At 33.8% G+C, this 19,829-nt stretch carries 18 protein-coding genes; 12 read left to right on the top strand and 6 right to left on the bottom strand.

What is annotated here, in order from left to right; genetic code table 11:
- The gene (locus EZM65_RS08395; RefSeq protein WP_136668103.1) at positions 1–435 is read right to left on the bottom strand and encodes a nuclear transport factor 2 family protein; all 435 of its coding nucleotides are present in this window, start codon (positions 433–435) and stop codon (positions 1–3) included.
- A gap of 93 nt (positions 436–528) precedes the next feature.
- On the opposite strand from EZM65_RS08395, the gene panB reads away from it, so the two are divergent.
- From panB to EZM65_RS08415, 4 genes are read left to right on the top strand one after another with little or no spacing between them, the layout of a single operon-like run.
- Positions 529–1,347, top strand: coding sequence for a 3-methyl-2-oxobutanoate hydroxymethyltransferase (gene panB / locus EZM65_RS08400; protein ID WP_136668104.1), 819 nt, complete (start codon positions 529–531; stop codon positions 1,345–1,347).
- 25 nt (positions 1,348–1,372) lie between these two features.
- Positions 1,373–2,068 carry an RluA family pseudouridine synthase gene (locus EZM65_RS08405; protein ID WP_136668105.1) on the top strand — a complete coding sequence of 232 codons (696 nt, stop codon included), beginning with the start codon at positions 1,373–1,375 and terminating at the stop codon, positions 2,066–2,068.
- A gap of 25 nt (positions 2,069–2,093) precedes the next feature.
- Positions 2,094–3,413 carry an aldehyde dehydrogenase gene (locus EZM65_RS08410; RefSeq protein WP_136668106.1) on the top strand — a complete coding sequence of 440 codons (1,320 nt, stop codon included), beginning with the start codon at positions 2,094–2,096 and terminating at the stop codon, positions 3,411–3,413.
- A gap of 9 nt (positions 3,414–3,422) precedes the next feature.
- Positions 3,423–4,151 carry a hypothetical protein gene (locus EZM65_RS08415; RefSeq protein WP_136668107.1) on the top strand — a complete coding sequence of 243 codons (729 nt, stop codon included), beginning with the start codon at positions 3,423–3,425 and terminating at the stop codon, positions 4,149–4,151.
- A gap of 279 nt (positions 4,152–4,430) precedes the next feature.
- On the opposite strand, the gene EZM65_RS08420 is transcribed toward EZM65_RS08415, so the two are convergent.
- Positions 4,431–5,324 carry a hypothetical protein gene (locus EZM65_RS08420; protein WP_136668108.1) on the bottom strand — a complete coding sequence of 298 codons (894 nt, stop codon included), beginning with the start codon at positions 5,322–5,324 and terminating at the stop codon, positions 4,431–4,433.
- A gap of 119 nt (positions 5,325–5,443) precedes the next feature.
- On the opposite strand from EZM65_RS08420, the gene EZM65_RS08425 reads away from it, so the two are divergent.
- Both EZM65_RS08425 and EZM65_RS08430 read left to right on the top strand, forming a co-directional pair.
- Positions 5,444–6,478 (top strand): formimidoylglutamase, encoded by a 1,035-nt coding sequence (locus EZM65_RS08425; protein ID WP_136668109.1) that lies wholly within the window; start codon positions 5,444–5,446, stop codon positions 6,476–6,478.
- A gap of 31 nt (positions 6,479–6,509) precedes the next feature.
- Positions 6,510–7,784: a DEAD/DEAH box helicase gene (locus EZM65_RS08430; protein WP_136668110.1), complete on the top strand. Its 1,275-nt coding sequence runs from the start codon at positions 6,510–6,512 to the stop codon at positions 7,782–7,784.
- Between the two features lie 217 nt (positions 7,785–8,001).
- On the opposite strand, the gene pdxH is transcribed toward EZM65_RS08430, so the two are convergent.
- The 4 genes from pdxH to EZM65_RS08450 are packed head-to-tail and all read right to left on the bottom strand — an operon-like array spanning position 8,002 to position 11,400.
- Positions 8,002–8,646 carry a pyridoxamine 5'-phosphate oxidase gene (gene pdxH, locus EZM65_RS08435; RefSeq protein ID WP_136668111.1) on the bottom strand — a complete coding sequence of 215 codons (645 nt, stop codon included), beginning with the start codon at positions 8,644–8,646 and terminating at the stop codon, positions 8,002–8,004.
- A 2-nt stretch (positions 8,647–8,648) separates the two neighbouring features.
- Positions 8,649–9,317, bottom strand: coding sequence for an SDR family NAD(P)-dependent oxidoreductase (locus EZM65_RS08440; RefSeq protein WP_136668112.1), 669 nt, complete (start codon positions 9,315–9,317; stop codon positions 8,649–8,651).
- A gap of 5 nt (positions 9,318–9,322) precedes the next feature.
- On the bottom strand, positions 9,323–10,228 hold the full coding sequence (locus EZM65_RS08445) for a ribonuclease Z (RefSeq protein ID WP_136668113.1): 906 nt from the start codon (positions 10,226–10,228) through the stop codon (positions 9,323–9,325).
- Positions 10,228–11,400, bottom strand: a complete 1,173-nt coding sequence (locus EZM65_RS08450; RefSeq protein ID WP_136668114.1) for a proline dehydrogenase family protein — start codon at positions 11,398–11,400, stop codon at positions 10,228–10,230. Before EZM65_RS08450 ends, EZM65_RS08445 begins: the two co-directional genes overlap by 1 nt.
- A gap of 96 nt (positions 11,401–11,496) precedes the next feature.
- On the opposite strand from EZM65_RS08450, the gene aroB reads away from it, so the two are divergent.
- From aroB to EZM65_RS08480, 6 genes are all read left to right on the top strand, one after another.
- Positions 11,497–12,552, top strand: a complete 1,056-nt coding sequence (gene aroB, locus EZM65_RS08455; protein WP_136668115.1) for a 3-dehydroquinate synthase — start codon at positions 11,497–11,499, stop codon at positions 12,550–12,552.
- Positions 12,553–12,721: 169 nt separating this feature from the next.
- Positions 12,722–14,122 (top strand): arginine decarboxylase, encoded by a 1,401-nt coding sequence (locus EZM65_RS08460; RefSeq protein WP_136668116.1) that lies wholly within the window; start codon positions 12,722–12,724, stop codon positions 14,120–14,122.
- Between the two features lie 58 nt (positions 14,123–14,180).
- Positions 14,181–15,155: a deoxyhypusine synthase family protein gene (locus EZM65_RS08465; protein WP_136668117.1), complete on the top strand. Its 975-nt coding sequence runs from the start codon at positions 14,181–14,183 to the stop codon at positions 15,153–15,155.
- A gap of 15 nt (positions 15,156–15,170) precedes the next feature.
- Positions 15,171–15,563, top strand: a complete 393-nt coding sequence (locus EZM65_RS08470; RefSeq protein ID WP_136668118.1) for a DNA primase — start codon at positions 15,171–15,173, stop codon at positions 15,561–15,563.
- Between the two features lie 260 nt (positions 15,564–15,823).
- Complete coding sequence (locus EZM65_RS08475; RefSeq protein ID WP_136668119.1) at positions 15,824–17,995, top strand: DPP IV N-terminal domain-containing protein; 2,172 nt, start codon at positions 15,824–15,826, stop codon at positions 17,993–17,995.
- A gap of 138 nt (positions 17,996–18,133) precedes the next feature.
- A complete protein-coding gene (locus EZM65_RS08480; protein WP_136668120.1) occupies positions 18,134–19,804 on the top strand; it encodes an RluA family pseudouridine synthase in 1,671 nt (556 codons plus the stop codon).
- Positions 19,805–19,829: the final 25 nt, after the last annotated feature.

Raw genomic sequence — 19,829 nt, forward strand, 5'->3', positions numbered from 1 at the left:
TTATTTCTTTCTTCTTGTATCTATAATGTGTACAATCTTCCATTGATTGTTTTCGAAATACAAAGTAAATGAATTTACACCACTGTGACTTAATTTATCGTTAATATAAAATTCATAAGGTGTCCAGGCATGAGCCATCATTCCATCGATCTGGACTTTATAACTTAGAATCTTCTCTTCAAATTTTAAGTCTTTAGGAAAAGCAGCAAATGACTTGATGAATTCTGATGCTTTTTCTTCTTCCAGTTTTGTCCCTTTTTTACCTTCCATGATAGATTGTAAAAGCATTTTATCATGACAAACTGATTTTATCTTTGTGGTATCTTTTGCATGAAATCCCTCAAAAAAGGTTTTTACCGTATTTTCAATTTCCTGATTTTGCGCCTTGGTATAAAACGGCAGCAGTATAAGTAAACAAACAACAATCTTTCTCATAGTTTTTTGATTTTAAACCATTTGACGAAAACTTAAGTATTTTGTTACAAAACCATTCTTTTTAGTAATTTTACATTCTAAATTTTTTGAATTATGTCTACAGCTAAAAGTGATTATAAAAGAGTTACCACAAAATCATTAATTGATATGAAAGCTAATGGTGAAAAGATTTCTATGCTTACTGCATACGATTACACCATGGCAAAAATTGTAGACTCTGCTGGAGTTGATGTCATTCTTGTAGGTGATTCTGCCAGTAATGTAATGGCTGGACACGAAACAACTTTACCTATTACCCTTGACCAAATGATTTATCACGCTTCCTCTGTAGTTAGAGCAGCAGAAAGAGCTTTGGTAGTAGTTGATTTACCTTTTGGTTCGTATCAATCTGATTCTAAAGAAGCTTTGCGTTCTGCTATCCGTGTTATGAAAGAAAGCGGCGGACATGCTGTAAAACTGGAAGGCGGAAAAGAGATTAAAGAATCTATTAAAAAAATTCTTCAGGCAGGTATTCCTGTTATGGGACATTTAGGATTGACACCGCAGTCAATCTATAAATTCGGCACCTACACAGTTCGTGCCAAAGAGGATGCGGAGGCAGAAAAATTAATTGAAGATGCCAAATTACTTGAAAAAATAGGATGTTTCGCATTGGTACTTGAAAAAATTCCTGCTGCATTGGCACAAAGAGTTGCAGAAAGCATTTCGATACCTGTAATTGGAATTGGTGCAGGAAGCGGAGTTGACGGGCAGGTGTTGGTTCTTCATGATATGATTGGTATGACACATGAATTTAGTCCGCGTTTCTTACGTCGCTATATGAATCTTTTTGAAGATATGACTAAAGCTATTGGTCAATATGTAACAGACGTAAAGGCAGTTGACTTCCCTAATGCGAATGAACAATATTAATCAGTTAACAGTATTTCGTTAACAGATGACAGAAAAAATAATATCAAACAAGAATAATCTCCAAGTCCTTTTTGAAGACAACCACATCATTGTGGTCAACAAACGCGTAGGAGACATTGTACAGGGAGATAAAACTGGCGATAAACCTTTATCTGATGTAGTAAAAGAATACATTAAAGATAAATATAATAAACCTGGAGATGTTTTTTTGGGAGTAGTTCATAGACTGGACAGACCTACAACTGGCATAGTTCTTTTTGCAAGAACCAGTAAAGCCTTGTCTCGTTTAAACGATTTATTTAAAAACCGTGAAACCGAAAAAACATATTGGGCAATTGTGAAAAACAAACCGCCAAAAACCGAAGACAATTTAGTACATTTTCTAAAAAGAAATGAAAAAAGTAATACTTCAAAAGCTCACTTAAAAGAAGTTCCAGACAGCAAAAGAGCAAGTCTGGAGTATAAAATAATAGCTGAACTTAAAAATTATTTTGCTTTGGAAATCAATTTACACACAGGTCGTCATCATCAAATCAGAAGTCAGTTAGCCGCAATTGGTTGCCCAATTAAAGGCGATTTAAAATATGGTTTTGATCGGAGTAATCCTAACGGAGGTATACATTTACATGCCCGTAAATTAAAACTTATTCATCCTGTTTCAAAGGAAATATTAGAAATTACTGCACCAACTCCGGATGATGTAATCTGGAATTCGATATAATTTTTATCTTTAAGGAAAAAATTCAATGTATTCGATAAACGAAAGAAAAGAAGCTTTAAACAAGCTTTTAAAAAACATTATTTTACATGAAGAAGAAATACTCGATGCACTGCAGAAGGATTTTAAGAAACCAAGATTTGAAAGTGTCATTTCTGAAACTTCTTATGTGATTAATGATTTAAAATACACTTTAAAAAATCTTTCATCCTGGGCAAAACCGAAAAGAGTGTTTCCATCTCTTTTAAACTTCCCTTCTTCTGATTACATTTATAAGGAACCTTATGGAAAAGTCTTGGTAATTTCTCCCTGGAATTATCCTTTCCAGCTGGCTTTATCACCGGTAATTGCAGCAGTTGCGGCAGGTAACAGCATTACTCTGAAACCATCAGAACTAACGCCTTATACTTCAGCCGTTGTATCAAAAATCATAAGGGAATCTTTTGATATAAGACACGTTGTTGTTGTAACCGGAGATCACACCATAGCACAGGATTTATTAAAAAAACGCTGGGATTATATATTCTTTACAGGCAGTGTACCTGTAGGAAAAATAGTTGCTAAAGCCGCTGCTGAACATTTAACTCCGGTAACATTGGAACTTGGCGGAAAAAGTCCTTGTATAGTAGATGAAACTGCCAATTTACCATTGGCTGCTAAGCGAATCATCTGGGGAAAATTATTCAATGCAGGACAAACCTGCATAGCACCGGATTATATAGCGGTTCATTACAGAATAAAGAAAAAATTAGTACCGCTTTTAATTAAAGAAATTGAAAATGCGTTAGGTGAAAACCCTGAACTCTCTGAAGATTTTGCACGGATTATCAATTTAAAAAACTGGAAACGCCAGTTAAGCCTGATTGAAAATCAGTTTCTTCTTTATGGAGGTCAAAACAATGAAGAAAATCTTTATTTAGCTCCTACCCTGCTTGACGAACCAATTGCAGAAAGTCCTGTAATGCAGGAGGAAATTTTTGGTCCTATTCTTCCTATTGTTTCGTATGAGAACAAAGAGCATTTACATAGAATTTTAAACCGTTATGAAAAGCCACTGTCGCTGTATCTTTTTTCTGAAGACAAAAAATTTCAAAAAGAAATTTTAAACAAATATTCTTTTGGAGGCGGATGCATAAATGATACATTGACACATTTTGCCAATAAAAACTTACCCTTTGGTGGTGTAGGTCATAGTGGCATGGGGGCTTATCATGGAAAACTGGGTTTTGATTCCTTTTCACATAAAAAATCAGTGGTCAAAAAAACAAACTGGCTGGACATACCTTTACGATATGCTCCCTACAAAGGAAAACTGAACATGATTAAACGAATTTTAAACTGGATATAATTATATTAAATGGAAACAAAAACATATTTAAGTTTTGAAACAACTTTGGACAGAAGTTTTGAAGTTTACAAGAAAACTTTCTTGATTGCCGGAATAGCTTTTTTATTATTAACGGTGGTTTTACTAATGATGTTCATGACGGGTGTCAATTTCTTCTTTGGCTTTGAAAATTTTGCAGAAAAAATGAAAACATTTAATCCAGAAGAATTATCAACCGAAGGAACACTAATGTATTTTGGCGGACTTTCTTTAATTGTAATTTTAATTGCTCCTTTTAATGCCGGCATTTTAAAAATAATGAAAGATGCAGATGAAGGACAGGAAGAACCTACTATAAGCAGTCTTTTTTATTATATAAACTCAAAATACTTTATACCTATTGTTACAACTACCATTGTATTAAGTCTGTTTGGCTTTATTTTAAATATTGGATTGGAAAAAAGTATAGGAGGAAGCAGCTTTGGAAAAGTAATTTCAATGCTGATTTCTATTGCTTTTTCTGTATTAACTTTAATTGCTTTGCCCAACGTGATTTTTAAGGATATGAATCCTAGCGAAGCAATTATCAATAGTATTACCAATTGTTCCAGAAACTTTTTAAAAATCCTGCTTTTAATGATAATTGCCTTAATCATAGGTTATTTAGGTATTATTGGATTGTGCATAGGTATATTTTTTACTTTTCCTATTTACTTTGCCATGCAGTATGCAATCTTTAAAAGTTTTCAATTAAAATAGACTGAAGTTTAAATAAAAAGCCCGAAGATCTCTGCAGATCTTCGGGCTTTACTATTAACCCAATAGTAAAATGAAAATATATTTGTGTTATTTCAAAGCATTATTACACCTCAAAAGTACATACACAGATTAAATTAACAAAAATTACTCGATATGTTACAAAAAAAAACGTTTATCGTTTATCTGTTCGGTTATTTTAAAGAATTAAATACTTTTAAATACATTAAATAAAAAAGGCTTCCATATAGGAAGCCTTTCAATATATATACGAATATTGTCTTATTTAAGTGTAAAACTCGATTTTGCAACTAATTCAGATTTGTCAAAAACATACACAAAAAAAGTACCTTCATTAACATCAGTAACCGGTAAATCTTTTTCAACTTTCACTGTTTTATTTTCATAACGAACAGTCGAAACAAAACTGTAAGTTAGTAACTTATCTCCAAAAGTTTCATTCTTTTTGTCCCCCAATACATTATTTTTACTGTCTATAACCTGTACATAGTAATATTTATCACCTGATTTAGCTATTTGGTTTTCCGCAATTGTAAAACTGATTTTCAAAACATTGGCTCTGCTTGCTTTATCAGTTTCAACTTGTCTGCCACTGCTTTTTTGTTTAACCGCTGTAGTCTGTAAATTTACAATAGACAATTTAGAACCTCTTTCAACCGTTTTAGCCAGATAGTCATTTTTAGACACTAAAGTATCATTAATAGATCTGGTTTTTTTAAGTTCAGTACTTGTACTGTCAATTCTTGTAACCAACGTTTTATTTTCGCTTTTCAAACCTTCAATTTGCTTCATCAGCACAGCAATTTTGGCTTTTAGGCGCTCAGCTTCGTTTTTATACTTTGCCAGAGACTCAGGATCAATGTCCTTTGATTTTTCCAATTCAGCCATTAACTGCTGAATTTTATCCCGCTCAGCAATTAACTCATCTGATAAAGATGTGTTTGAAGCAATAGCCTCTTCCAAAGATTTTTTGGTAGTTTCCAAATCTTTGATTACTGTTTCTTTTTCAGTTTTAAGTAATGAAATAGCAACCTGAGAGTCCGAAGAAAGTTTATACATATAAGCTAAACTCCCTATAAGCAACAAACTAAGAATTACTATTACCGCCTTTAAACCTGAATTATTTGTTTTTTTTGAAAGGCTATCAGTTTCCATGAATTAAATTTAGTTTTTAGGTATTATTTATGCGAATTTAATTTTTTTGGTAAAAAATACAAAACATAACGCACGTTTCTATAAAAATAGTATTTTTGGTTGACTTTTTTTACAAAACAATGGAAAATTTAATACGTTTTAAACAATCAGACTTATCAAAAATCACAAGCTTCAGAAACGGTGAAGTAAAATTTGGCGAAAAAATGCTGATTGTACCTAAAGATGAAGATGTTTTTGAGTTCTTAAAACGTACTGATGCCAAATATGTTATTCTGGGTATTCCGGAAGATGTGGGAGTCCGTGCTAATTTAGGCCGCCCGGGAGCTGACTCGGCATGGGAAAGTTCTTTACAAAGCATTGCCAACATCCAGCATAATAAATTCTGTAAAGGAAATCAGATTATAATTTTAGGCCGTGTTGATGTATCCCAGGAAATGACTGAAGCTGAAAATTTAGATCAGAATAATCCTGAAGACCGTAAACAACTCTTTAAAATTGTCGAGAACATCGATAAAGAAGTGTCACACATTGTCTATAAAATTGTAAAAGCCGGTAAAATCCCTATTATAATTGGTGGCGGCCACAACAATGCATACGGCAGCATAAAAGGAACAGCACTGGGATTAGGCAAAGCAGTAAATGCAGTAAATTTTGATGCACATTCCGATTTTAGAATCCTTGAAGGAAGACACAGCGGCAACGGATTTTCATATGCCTACGATGAAGGTTTCCTGAAAAATTATTTTGTTTTCGGACTGCATGAAAGCTATACTTCAAAAAACGTACTGGACCTAATAAAAGGGATAAATGAGCGCGTTAAATACAACACTTATGACGAAATTAAAATCCGTCAGGAAAAGACATTTCAGCTGGAAATGAAAAATGCTTTGGATCATATTAAAACAGATGCCTATGGTATTGAAATTGATCTTGATGCTGTTCCTAATATTGCATCCAGTGCTATGACGCTGAGCGGATTTTCAGTTGAGGAATTACGTCAATTCACCTATTATTTCGCTAAACACAAAAATGCGGCTTATTTACATATTTGTGAAGGTGCTCCTGTATTAGGGGAAGAAAAAAACCAACATTTGATTGGCAAACTTATAGGTTATTTAGTAACCGATTTCTTAAAAGGAAACTCTTCAATTTAAAAATAGCCTTACCTTTGTCAAAAATTTGACAATGACATTTGAAGAACTTTCTTTACATCGCAATATTGCCCAGGCAATTAAAGAAGCCGAATATACAAAACCTACTGAAATACAGGAAAAAGCCATTCCAATTATTCTTGAGGGACATGATTTGGTAGGCTGTGCACAGACAGGTACCGGCAAAACAGCCGCTTTTGCAATTCCGGTTTTAAATTATCTGATTCCCATAGTTGGATCAATGAAAAAGCGAAAACAAATCCGCACACTTGTACTGGCTCCAACCCGCGAACTGGCATTACAGATTGAAGAAAGCTTTAATGACTACGGGAAATATACTAACTGCACTACTCTTACACTATATGGGGGTGTCAGTCAAAATGCACAGGTAGATAAACTAAAAGAGGGCGTTGATATTTTAATTGCTACGCCCGGGCGTTTTTTAGATTTAAACAAGCAAGGTTTTATAGACATTAATCATTTACATCACCTTATAATTGATGAAGCCGATTTAATGCTGGACATGGGCTTTATAAACGATGTTAGAAAAATTACAAAGTTAGCCTCACAAAACAGGCAAACACTTCTTTTTTCTGCTACTATGCCTATTGAAGTCAGGGAAATAGCTGATGAGTTCCTTACTAAACCAAAATACGTAGAAGTCAAATCAACGGTATCGAACAGCCAAAACATAAACCAGTCTATCTATTTTGTTGAAAAATCAGAAAAAAAGCAACTTTTGCTTCACGTAATCAAAGATTTAGAACTAAAAGATGCTATAATTTTTGTCAGAACAAAACATGGAGCTGAAAATGTAGTTGAGTTTCTTACCAAACACAATATAAACGCCAATGCCTTACACGGAGATAAATCGCAAAGTGCGAGACAAAAAGTTTTAGAAGATTTTAAAGACAAAAAAATAGACTTTTTAGTTGCTACCGATGTGGCTTCGAGAGGAATTGATATTGACCAGCTGCCGGTTGTTATCAATTTTGATTTACCTAATATTTCAGAAACCTATATACACCGTATAGGAAGAACAGGACGTGCCGGAAATTCAGGTATTGCTGTTTCATTTTGCGGGAAAGACGAAGAAGTTTACTGGAAAGAAATTACAAAGCTTTTAAAGTCAAAAGTAAAAACTATAGACAATCACCCATTTCCATGGAAAAGCAATTCTTCAGCCAAAAATAAAAAAACAGCTGACTCAGCTACAAATACAACAAAAAAACAAAGCAATAATAGAAGCGGGAAAAATAATTCAAGAAAATCGGAAAATTCAAAAAAGAATAAACGAAGATGGTATTAAAATAGAAAAAGTGCTTCTCTTTGGGGACAAGAAGCACTTTTCAATCAAATAAACAAACTAAAAAACTAAACTATCATGAATTTATTTTCAGAAAATCTATCTAAAAACAAATTTTGTTTTCATTTACAGTTCAAATATAGGTCAATTATCGATTAACTAGCAAATAAAATCGATGAAATGTTTAAAATTTAACATTTTTTAAGTTTTTTCTTACAATTTAAGGCGATAACCGGTCTATTTTCCAGTTAAAATCTTCCTCTAAATGATACCGGATTCTGTCATGAAGACGGTTAGGACGTCCCTGCCAAAATTCAATTTCCTTAGGTTCAACCATATAACCACCCCAGTATTTTGGTCTTGCAATCTCCTTTCCTTCCAGCTCAATTTCCAATTGTTTCAATTTATCATCCAAAAACTGACGTGAGGGAATAACTTCACTCTGACTGGAAACAATAGCTCCCAGCTTACTGCCGTCAGGTCTGCTTTCAAAATAACCATCAGATAAGTTTTCAGCGATTTTTTTTGCCACGCCTTTGATTATTATCTGTCTTTCCATCGAGTGCCAAAAAAATGACAGGCAAACATTTGGATTATTTTCTATAGCCCTTCCTTTTTCAGAATTATAATTGGTATAAAAAATAAAACCCTCTTCATTATATTTTTTTAATAAAACCACTCTTGATTTAGGAAAACCATCCAAACCAATAGTTGAAACAGTCATAGCATTCACTTCATCGACACCACCAAAATCTTCCACTTCATGAAACCATGTGTTGAATAAGTTAATTGGATCTTCAGGAATATTTACTTCGAGAAGCTCACTTTTTTCATACGATTTTCTATAATTACTTAAATCTTCCATAGTTACCAGTTTAGTTGTGTTTGTGTGTCAGCGGCCCAAAAAGAATTTGTTGGTATGTCTTTAAGGTATAATTGATAAATTCCGTTGGCGCAAAATTCAGGAGTGACATCTGCTTCTTGTCCGCCCATATCTGTTTTAACCCAGCCCGGATGAATAGAAACTACCTTAATCTTTCTTTCTGCCAGTCTGGCCGAAAGTGTTTTTGTGTACATATTCAATGCCGATTTTGACATTCTGTAAGCTGTTGCATTGGGCAATATTTTATCTCTGTTAAGCATTCCCATTACAGATGAAATATTAAAAATAGTCCCACCGTCAACTATATAATCTTTAATAGCTTCAGTAAAACTAAACAGACCAAAAACATTTGTTTCAAAAGTGGTTTTAATAATGTCAATTTCAGGAGTTTCGTCATTCAAATCCAATCCTACCCCTGCACTATTAATCAACAAATCAATTTTCAGAAGTTTTTCTTTAATCAAAGAAACTGCATTATGAATAGAAACAGATGAAGTCACATCCAAAACAATTCCATGAAAATCAGGATGTGAAATTTGATCAAATTGATCTTTTCTTGAAGTACCTATAACCATAAATCCCTCTGTCAGGAATTTGTTAACCAATGCTAAACCAATTCCTCTATTCGCTCCCGTGATAACAACTGTTTTCATAGTATTTAAAATTCAAAAACTACTCCGTCATCTGCCAATAAAACATTTTCAAAAATTACCGAGGCTTCTTCTTTAAACAAATCGATAGATTCGTATCGGGTGGAATAATGTCCAAGTACTAATTGCTTTACTTCAGCCTTTTTTGCAATGATCGCAGCTTGCTTTGCAGTGGCATGCATCGTTTTTTCAGCAAGATGTTCTTCCGAATTCAAAAAAGTCGTTTCATGGTATAAAACGTCAACACCTTCAATAATAGGAATTATACTTTCTTCGTACATCGTGTCTGAACAAAAAGCATAACTTTTAGCTGCAGGCGGATCGAAAGATAATAGGTCATTAGGAATTACCCTGCCGTCTTCAAGGGTAATATCACGTCCGTTTTTAATATTTTGATAATAACAGGTTTCTATTTCATATTCCTGAACCGCTGTAACATTTAATTTACGTTCCTTAGGTTTTTCCTGAAATAGAAACCCGTTAGTATATACCCTGTGTTTAAGAGGTATTGTTTTTACAGTTACTTTGTCATCTTCGAAAATAGTTTCAGATTCTTTCGATTTCAACTCCACAAAATTCAATTCATATTGCGGCCATGAATTTGATAAACGTAATTGCAGTTTAATTACTTCTTTTATTCCTTCCGGACCAAAAACAGTTAAAGGGTTATTTCTGTTTAATAAATTAAAGGTCGAAATCAATCCTATTAATCCGTAAAAATGGTCACCATGAAGGTGCGAAATAAAAATTTGATTAATAGCTGAAAACTTTACCTTGTTTTTACGCAGCTGCACCTGTGTTCCTTCTCCGCAATCAATTAAAAACAATCGGTTATTAATTTCTAAAACCTGTGAGGTTGGATTAGTAAATGTCCTTGGCGTGGCCGCGTAACAACCTAATATGGTTAAGTTCATTAGTTTTTACCCTTTCTTCTGTCTCTTTCTCTTTTGATTAATGTAAGCTCACGGCTGGTTTGTCCGGCAACCGAAGTATTTTCTTCCGCACGGCGGATTAAGTAAGGCATAACATCTTTAACCGGTCCAAACGGAAGGTATTTTGCTACATTATACCCTTCAGCCGCTAAATTGAAACTGATATTGTCGCTCATTCCGTACAATTGGCCAAACCAAACTCTGGAATCGTTTTTAGCAATTCCTTTGTGGTTCATTATTTCCATCAATTTATACGAGCTTTCCTCATTGTGGGTTCCTGCAAAAATAGCCATAGTATCAATATGCTCCATCATGTAAGCCACTGCATCGTCAAAATTATAATCGGTAGCTTGCTTTGAAGTACAGATAGGTGATTTATATCCTTTTTCCTCAGCGCGTTTGTTTTCTTTTTCCATATAAGCACCGCGAACCAGTTTCATTCCTACATGAAAACCTTCCTCCTGTGACTGTACATGCAATATTTTCAAATAATCCAAGCGATCCCAACGATACATTTGCAGTGTATTGTAAACAATAGCCTTCTCTTTATTGTACTTACGCATCATAGTAGCTACTAATTCATCAGCAGCGTCCTGCATCCAGCTTTCCTCACCATCAATCAATAAAGCAATATCATTTTCATGTGCTGCTTTACATACTTTATCAAAACGTTCTACAACTCTATCCCATTCTGCCTGTTCAGCTTCGTTCAACGTTTTTCCCTCACCTAATTTTTCATACAGTTCAAAACGTCCAAAACCTGTAGGTTTAAACACTGCAAAAGGAATGGCTTTCTTTTCTTTAGCAAAATTGATAATCTTTAACGTCTTATTCATTGCATCATCAAAAGCACTCTCGTCTTCTTTTCCTTCCACCGAATAATCCAAGACCGACGAAACCCCTTTAGTAAACATTTTGTCTACTACCGAAATACAGTCATCTTCGGATACACCGCCGCAAAAATGATCAAAAACTGTTGCGCGGATAAGCCCTTCAACAGGTAAATGCGCTTTAAGAGCAAAATTTGTTACTGCTGTACCAATTTTTACAAGAGGCTGAGAATCGATTAATTTAAAAAGAAAATAAGCACGTTCCAGCTCTGTATCGCTTTTTAAAGTGAAAGCGTTTTTAGTATTATCAAATATTTTTTCCATAATTATAATAATGTTATGCAAATATAAAACACAGCCCTATTTTATTCTAGTATTTTTACTTTATTTTGCACCAAATCTTTAACATTAATTAAAAAAATGGTTGCAAATTCAACAGTTCATTTCATTAATGACAATTACCAAATTTTAAATCAGTTTTTAAGAGAAAACAAATTCTCTAAAATTTTCATTATTGTCGACGAAAACACCAATGAATATTGCCTTCCATATTTTTTACCCCAGCTTGAAACAGAAGTTGCGCTTGAAATAATTGAACTCGAACCCGGCGAAGAAAACAAAACAATTGAAACTTGTGTTCAAGTTTGGGAAGCACTAACTGAGCTTGGAGCAGACAGAAAAAGTCTTATTATTAATATAGGTGGCGGTGTAATTACAGATATGGGAGCATTTATTGCTTCTACATTTAAAAGAGGTATCGCCTTTATAAATGTGCCTACCACATTATTATCAATGGTAGATGCTTCTGTAGGAGGCAAAAACGGAGTGGATTTAGGAGGATTAAAAAATCAGATTGGTACCATTACACAACCTGAGATGGTTTTAATAGATTCCAATTATTTACAAACGCTTTCACAAAGAGAAATGCAATCTGGTTTAGCGGAAATGCTTAAGCATGGTTTAATAGCAAATAAAGCGCATTGGGATAAATTCAAAAATATAACCGAAATCAATTTTGACGAATTCGATTCATTAATAGAGGAATCTGTTGCTATTAAAGCAAAAATTGTAGAAGAAGACCCTAAAGAAAACGGAATCAGAAAAGCTTTGAATTTTGGACATACATTAGGACATGCTATTGAGACTTATTTTCTTGACAACCCTGAAAAAGAAAGACTTTTACATGGTGAAGCTATTGCCTGCGGTATGATTCTTGAAAGTTACATTTCAGTTACCAAAAGATTATTAAAGGCAGAAGAATACATGGAAATTAAAAATCAATTAATGACTATTTATGACCCCATTACTTTTGAAAAAAACGACATAAATCAAATCATTGAATTGCTTATTCATGACAAGAAAAATGAGTTTGGAAAAATTCAATTTTCGCTTTTAGATAAAATCGGGAACTGCATAATAAACCAAACCACTGATAACGAAACGATTATAAGTGCTTTTAAAGATTACAGGAATTAGTATTTTTTTGAATAAAAACTTTGCAGTAAAAAAATATATTTTTTTATTTTTGCCCGCTATGGACGTACCCCTTTATACCGAATTGGAAATCATTTTTGCGAATATTCGCATCTGAATAAATTGTATTGAGATTTTTTATTAATTTTAATTACAATTTACTCTAATTCAAATGAATACAAAATATTTCGATTTAATCAATCAAACGTTTTATTTCCCACAGGAAGAATTTACTTTAAACAAAGACAATCTTCAGTTTCATGGTATCGATTTAATGAAATTGGTAGAAGAATATGGTACACCGTTAAAATTTACCTATCTACCTAAAATATCTGAGAATATCAATAAAGCAAAAATGTGGTTTCGTAATGCTATGGAAAAGCAAGGTTACGAAGCTAAATACTTTTACTGCTACTGCACTAAAAGTTCACATTTTGAATTCATTTTAAATGAAGCTTTAAAAAACAATATCCACATCGAAACTTCTTCAGCTTTTGACATCAACATTGTTGAAAACTTAATGGAGCAAGGAAAGATAAACAAAAACACATTTGTAGTTTGTAACGGTTTTAAAAGAGGCGCTTACATCACAAATATTGCTCGTTTAATAAACAACGGACACAAAAATACAATACCAGTTATTGATAATTTTGAAGAATTAGACTTACTTCAGGAAGAAATCGATGGCAAGTTCAAAATAGGAATACGAATTGCGGCAGAAGAAGATCCAAAATTTGAATTTTATACCTCACGTTTAGGAATTGGCTACAAAGACATTGTTCCTTTTTACCGCAAGCAAATTCAGGATAACAAAAAAGTAGAGCTTAAAATGCTTCACTTTTTTATCAATGCCGGTATTAGAGATACAGCCTACTATTGGAATGAGTTATTAAAATGTATGAAAGTTTACATTGCTTTAAAAAAAGAATGTCCTTCATTAGACAGCTTAAATATAGGTGGTGGCTTTCCTATCAAAAACTCTTTAGCTTTTGATTATGATTATCAATACATGGTTGAAGAAATTTTAAACCAGATTAAAATTGCTTGTGATGAAGCTGAAGTACCCGTACCTCACATTTTCACTGAATTTGGGTCATTTACCGTAGGTGAAGCCGGAGGAGCAATTTTTCAGGTACTATATCAAAAGAAACAAAATGATCGTGAAAACTGGAATATGATAGATTCATCTTTCATTACAGCTTTACCTGATACTTGGGCAATCAACAAGCGATTTGTAATGATGGCAGTAAATAGATGGAACGACTCCTACGAAAGAGTATTATTAGGAGGATTAACTTGTGACGGTGATGATTATTACAACTCTGAACAACACATGAATGCCATTTATTTACCTAAATATAATAAAGAGAAACCATTATATATTGGTTTCTTTAATACAGGTGCGTATCAAGAAACCATAGGAGGCCATGGTGGTTTACATCACTGTATTTTACCACAACCTAAGCATATCTTGATTGACAAAGATAAAAACGGCATTTTTGCACACGAGGTATTCTCTGAAGAACAAAATGCAGAAGAAATTTTAGAAATATTAGGATACAACAAAAAATAATTTATTTTTGAACTTGTATTTATTATCAAAATAAAACACACAAACAAACAAGATTAAAATGAGCAAAGGACCTATTAGTCAATTTATTGAAAAGCATTATCTACATTTTAATGCTGCTGCGCTTGTAGATGCTGCAAAGGGGTATGAAGAACATTTGTTGGATAATGGTAAAATGATGATTACGTTAGCCGGTGCAATGAGTACTGCTGAACTTGGAAAATCATTAGCAGAAATGATACGTCAGGATAAAGTACACATCATTTCATGTACCGGGGCTAACTTAGAAGAAGATATTATGAACCTTGTTGCTCATAATTCATATAAAAGAGTTCCTAACTACCGTGATTTATCACCTCAGGAAGAATGGGATTTATTGGAAAATCACTATAACCGTGTAACAGACACATGTATTCCGGAAGAAGAAGCTTTCCGCCGTTTACAGCAACATTTATTCAACATTTGGAATAACGCTGATTCTAAAGGTGAAAGATATTTCCCTCATGAATTCATGTACCAAATGATCAATTCAGGTGTATTGGAGCAATACTATGAAATCGATCCAAAAGATTCATGGATGGTTGCTGCCGCAGAAAAAAACCTTCCTATTGTAGTTCCTGGATGGGAAGACAGTACTATGGGGAATATTTTTGCTTCATACTGTATCAAAGGTGAATTCAAAGCTACAACTATGAAAAGCGGTGTTGAATACATGATGTGGTTAGCTGACTGGTATAAAGATAATTGTTCAGGAAAAGGAATAGGTTTCTTCCAAATCGGAGGTGGTATCGCCGGTGACTTCCCTATTTGTGTTGTGCCAATGCTTTATCAGGATATGGAAATGCATGATGTTCCATTCTGGGCATATTTCTGTCAGATTTCAGATTCTACAACAAGTTATGGTTCTTATTCAGGAGCTGTTCCTAACGAAAAAATCACTTGGGGTAAACTAGACATCACAACTCCAAAGTTTATTGTTGAATCGGATGCAACTATTGTTGCTCCACTTATTTTTGCATACGTTTTAGGTCAATAAAAGAATACCCCAAATATGAAAAGAGTTATAGTTGATTATTCTAAACTAACAAGTGAAATTTTAAATTTATTGGTTGAAAAATTTCCTGAAGGTTACGACGATTCAGATATCGTTCGTTTTAAAAATGCTAAAAACGAAACTATTGAAGCTGTTGAAGTTAAAACTGAAGACACTATTTATCTAGTTAAAGTCAGCACAAAACTTGCTGATAGAATCGAGAACTATGATGAAGATGACGATCTTGCAGGAGATGATTCATTAGACGCATTGAAAGAATTGGAAATCGATGACGATACTGCAGCTGATGAAGAAAAAGCTGAAAAAGCTGACGATGATGATTACGATGATGACGATGATGACGATGATGATGCAGCTGACGAAGAAAGCGAAGAAGATGATGAAGATTAATAAAAAATATTTTCACAAAATGAGCTCAATTAAATATTGAGCTCATTTTTTTTTCACAGATTACATTATTATTATACTCAAAATGACTATGTTTTTTACAATCAATTATCCGCTTATTTTCAAAAACAACGCAACCTGATTTTTATTTTCAATATACCAAAAAAAGTTTCTGATTACTTTTAACAACCTTAAGGACTCACAATAGATAAAAATTAATAATGTATTATTACATTTGAATACTTTTACAAAAAAACAAAACAATGAAAAAATATGTTTTTAGTTTGCTTATAATAGGAAACATAGCTTTTGCTCAAAAGCTGACTATTGAAGAAACTGTTACCGGAGGAAGAAAATACGCTCCTACTACGCAAGTTGCACAGCAATGGCGCAAAAACACAAAATCTATTACTTACATAAGTGCTGATTATGCAAATTTATTGGAAAAAAGTGCTTCTAATGGCTGGAAAGAAACTACTCTGGCAACAAAAGCAGATTTTGAAAATGCTTTAAAATCCAAAATTTCTTCAGATGAATTTACAATAAAAACTTTTCCAACTGTCATAGAGTGGAAAACTGCAAACACTTTTGAAACTCAAGTGAATGGCAAAAAGAATAATTACAAAGTAACTTACGATGTAACTGCAAAACAAATAACCAATGTAATTTCTTATGCCACTGAAGGTGAACAGGCAAAATTTGCCTCTAATGGAAATGTAGCCTGGCTGAAAGAAAACAATATCAGAATCACAACTGCATCCGGAAATACAATTGATGTTACGACTGATACTGATAAAGGTATTGTAAGCGGTTCGGATTATGTACACCGTCAAGAATTTGGTATTAAAGATGGTATGTGGTGGAACGAGGCAGGAACACAATTAGCATATTACCGCAAAGACGAAACCATGGTGGCTGATTATCCGTTAACCAATTGGAACGAGCGCGAAGCTGTAAATAAGAATATCAAGTATCCTATGGCCGGTATGACCAGTGAGAATGTAACATTGGTAGTTTTTGATATTGCTTCGGGAAAAAAAGTGACTATTCAAACCGGCGAACCAAAAGAACAATATTTAACCATGGTTTCCTGGGAACCTACTGGAAAATATATTTTCACAGGGGTTTTAAACCCCGGACAAAATCATTTAAAATTCAACAAATACGATGCGCAAACGGGTGCTTTTATAAAAACGCTGTTTGAAGAAAAAGCATCAACTTGGGTTGAGCCACAACATGCTTTGACATTCGTACCAAACAACCCATCTCAATTCATTTATCAAACCGATTTTAATGGTTTTAACCAAATGTATTTATACAATACTGATGGAAAATTATTGAAAAATTTAGGTTTTGGTGATGTTGTTGTTAAAGATCTTTTAGATTTTAATAACAGCGCGTCAAAAATCAATTACATAGGTACTGCAAATAATGGTTTAGACCGTCAATTATATCAAGTAGATTTAAAATCGGGAAAAACGATTCAGTTAACTTCAGTTTCAGGAACACACACTGCTTCAGTTTCTTCAGATGGAACTATGATTTTAGATCAATACAGTAATATTACAACGCCAAATGAGATTTCGATTTTAAATATCAAAACCAAAATGGCGAATACCACTTTAGTTAAAGCTGACAATCCATTTACAGGCAAAATTGACATGCCTAAAATGGAATTGGTCAGATTAACTTCAGCAGATGGAAAAACACCATTAAACGGTCGTATTATTTATCCTGCCAACTTTGATGCTTCAAAAAAGTACCCAGTAATGATTTATGTCTACGGAGGTTCACATGCGCAACTGGTAACTAACAAGTGGCTAGGTGGCGCCGGTTATTTTGATTATTATATGGCACAGCAAGGTTATGTTGTATTTACATTGGATAACAGAGGAAGTGATGCAAGAGGAAAAAAATTCTGTGATGTAACACACCGACAATTAGGAGTCAATGAAATGGCAGATCAAATGAAAGGTGTAGAATTTTTAAAATCTAAATCTTTTGTTGACCAAGATAAAATTGGCGTTTTCGGATGGAGTTTTGGTGGTTTCATGACTACTTCTTTAATGACCAAACAAGCAGATACATTTAAAGTTGGTGTTGCAGGCGGACCGGTAATCGATTGGAAATATTACGAAATCATGTATGGTGAACGTTACATGGATACTCCTCAAGAAAATCCTGAAGGATACGCAAAAGCTTCATTATTAGATAAAGCTAAAAACTTAAAAGGACGTTTGTTAATCATTCACGGAGCACAAGACCCTGTTGTAGTTCAACAAAACAGTATGAACTTTATTGAATCTTGTATTAAGGCTGGTAAACAAGTTGATTATTTCTTATATCCAAACCATGAACATAATGTAAGTGGTAAAGATAGGATTCACATGTATGCTAAAATAGCAGATTATTTTGATGTACATTTGAAAAAATAATATCACAACACTTGACAGGTTTTAAAAACCTTTCAGGTGTACTACAAAACTATTTTAAAAGTTGACTGAGGTGTCACACTGAGCAGAGTCGAAGTGTTCTCTTTAGTCAACTTTTTTTATTTCCATTATCTTTGCCCCATGCCTAAATCTTTATTTCAAAAATTCAAAACCAGTATATCAGGAATTTCATTGCCTGAAAAATTCACATTCCCTTTTTATTACGAACCTCACGAGTTAAGTCAAGTTGCTGTACTTGAACTACAATCGTATCTTGAAACACAAACTGATTTCGAACATAATTTTGGTTTACAAAAAGATCAAGACGGATTGGTAATTGGTAAAATGTTTGGGGTTCTAGTTTGTCAAAACCAAAAAGGAGAATTAGGTTATCTGTGGGCTTTTTCAGGAAAACTGGCAGAACAAAATCAACTGCCTTATTTTGTACCAACTGTATACGACATGCTTCATCCATCAAGCTTTTACAAAAATGAAGAAGCAAAAATCAATCAGTTGAACCGTCAGATAGAACAACTTGAAGAAAATTCTGAATACCTTATGGCGAAAGAAACTTTAAACCAGATATTTTCGGAAGCAGAAAACGACATCCAGCGACAAAAACAACACATAAAAACACAAAAACTGTTGCGTGACCAACTTAGAATTGACGCTCAAAACACAAAGACAATTGAAGAATTTGAAGCTTACAATTTGCAATTAAGCGAACAAAGCAAGCGTGAAGCTATTCTGCTGAAAAAAATGACCAAATACTGGAATTACAAAAAAGCAGAAGTACAACAAAATCTAGAGTCAATTGAAGCCGAAATCAATCAGCTAAAAGAAAAACGCCGTGAAATGTCGGGAACACTGCAACAGCGTTTATTTGCCGAGTATTCCTTTTTAAATCAATCCGGAAAAAGAAAAAGCATAGGTGAAATATTCAATGACAATCCACCTGCAGGTGCCGGCGAATGTGCCGCTCCAAAACTGTTGCACTATGCATTTGAACATCAGTTAAGACCAATTGCAATGGCAGAATTCTGGTGGGGACAATCTCCAAGAAGTGAAGTCCGTAAACACAAACAGTTTTATCCTGCCTGCAAAGGAAAATGCGAGCCTATTTTGTTAGGACATATGCTTGATGATATTATAATGGATGAAAATCCTTTTTTAGAAAATCCGGCTGAAGGTAAAACTTTGGAAATTATTTACGAAGATGATGTCATGCTGGCTATTAATAAACCCGCTGAATTTCTATCGGTTCCAGGGAAGTTAGTAACCGATTCCGTTTACGAACGTATCAAACAAATGTATCCTGACGCAACCGGTCCATTAGTAGTACATCGATTGGATATGTCTACATCCGGAATTATGCTGCTGGCAAAAAATGAGGAAACTTATGTACAACTCCAAAGTCAGTTCATTAAGCGAAAAGTAAAAAAATGCTATGAGGCTTTATTAGATGGTGTTATTGAACAAAATGAGGGATTTATTGATTTGCCATTACGGGTAGATTTAGATGACCGTCCACGTCAAATGGTATGTTATGAATATGGCAAACCTGCACAAACAGAATGGGAAAAAATTGCTATTGAAAACAACAAAACCCGTGTGCACTTCTACCCTATTACAGGCCGTACACACCAATTACGGGTACATGCTTCGCATCCATTAGGATTAAACACGTCGATAACCGGTGATGATTTATATGGTACAAAATCTAACCGTCTGCATTTACATGCAAAATCAATCACTTTTGAGCATCCTATAAGCAAGGAAGTTATAACCTTGCTGGTAGAAGCTGATTTCTAATAGTCCTAAATCATTTTTAACAAAA

The sequence above is a fragment of the Flavobacterium sp. H122 genome, assembly GCF_004959765.1.
Classification (GTDB): domain Bacteria; phylum Bacteroidota; class Bacteroidia; order Flavobacteriales; family Flavobacteriaceae; genus Flavobacterium.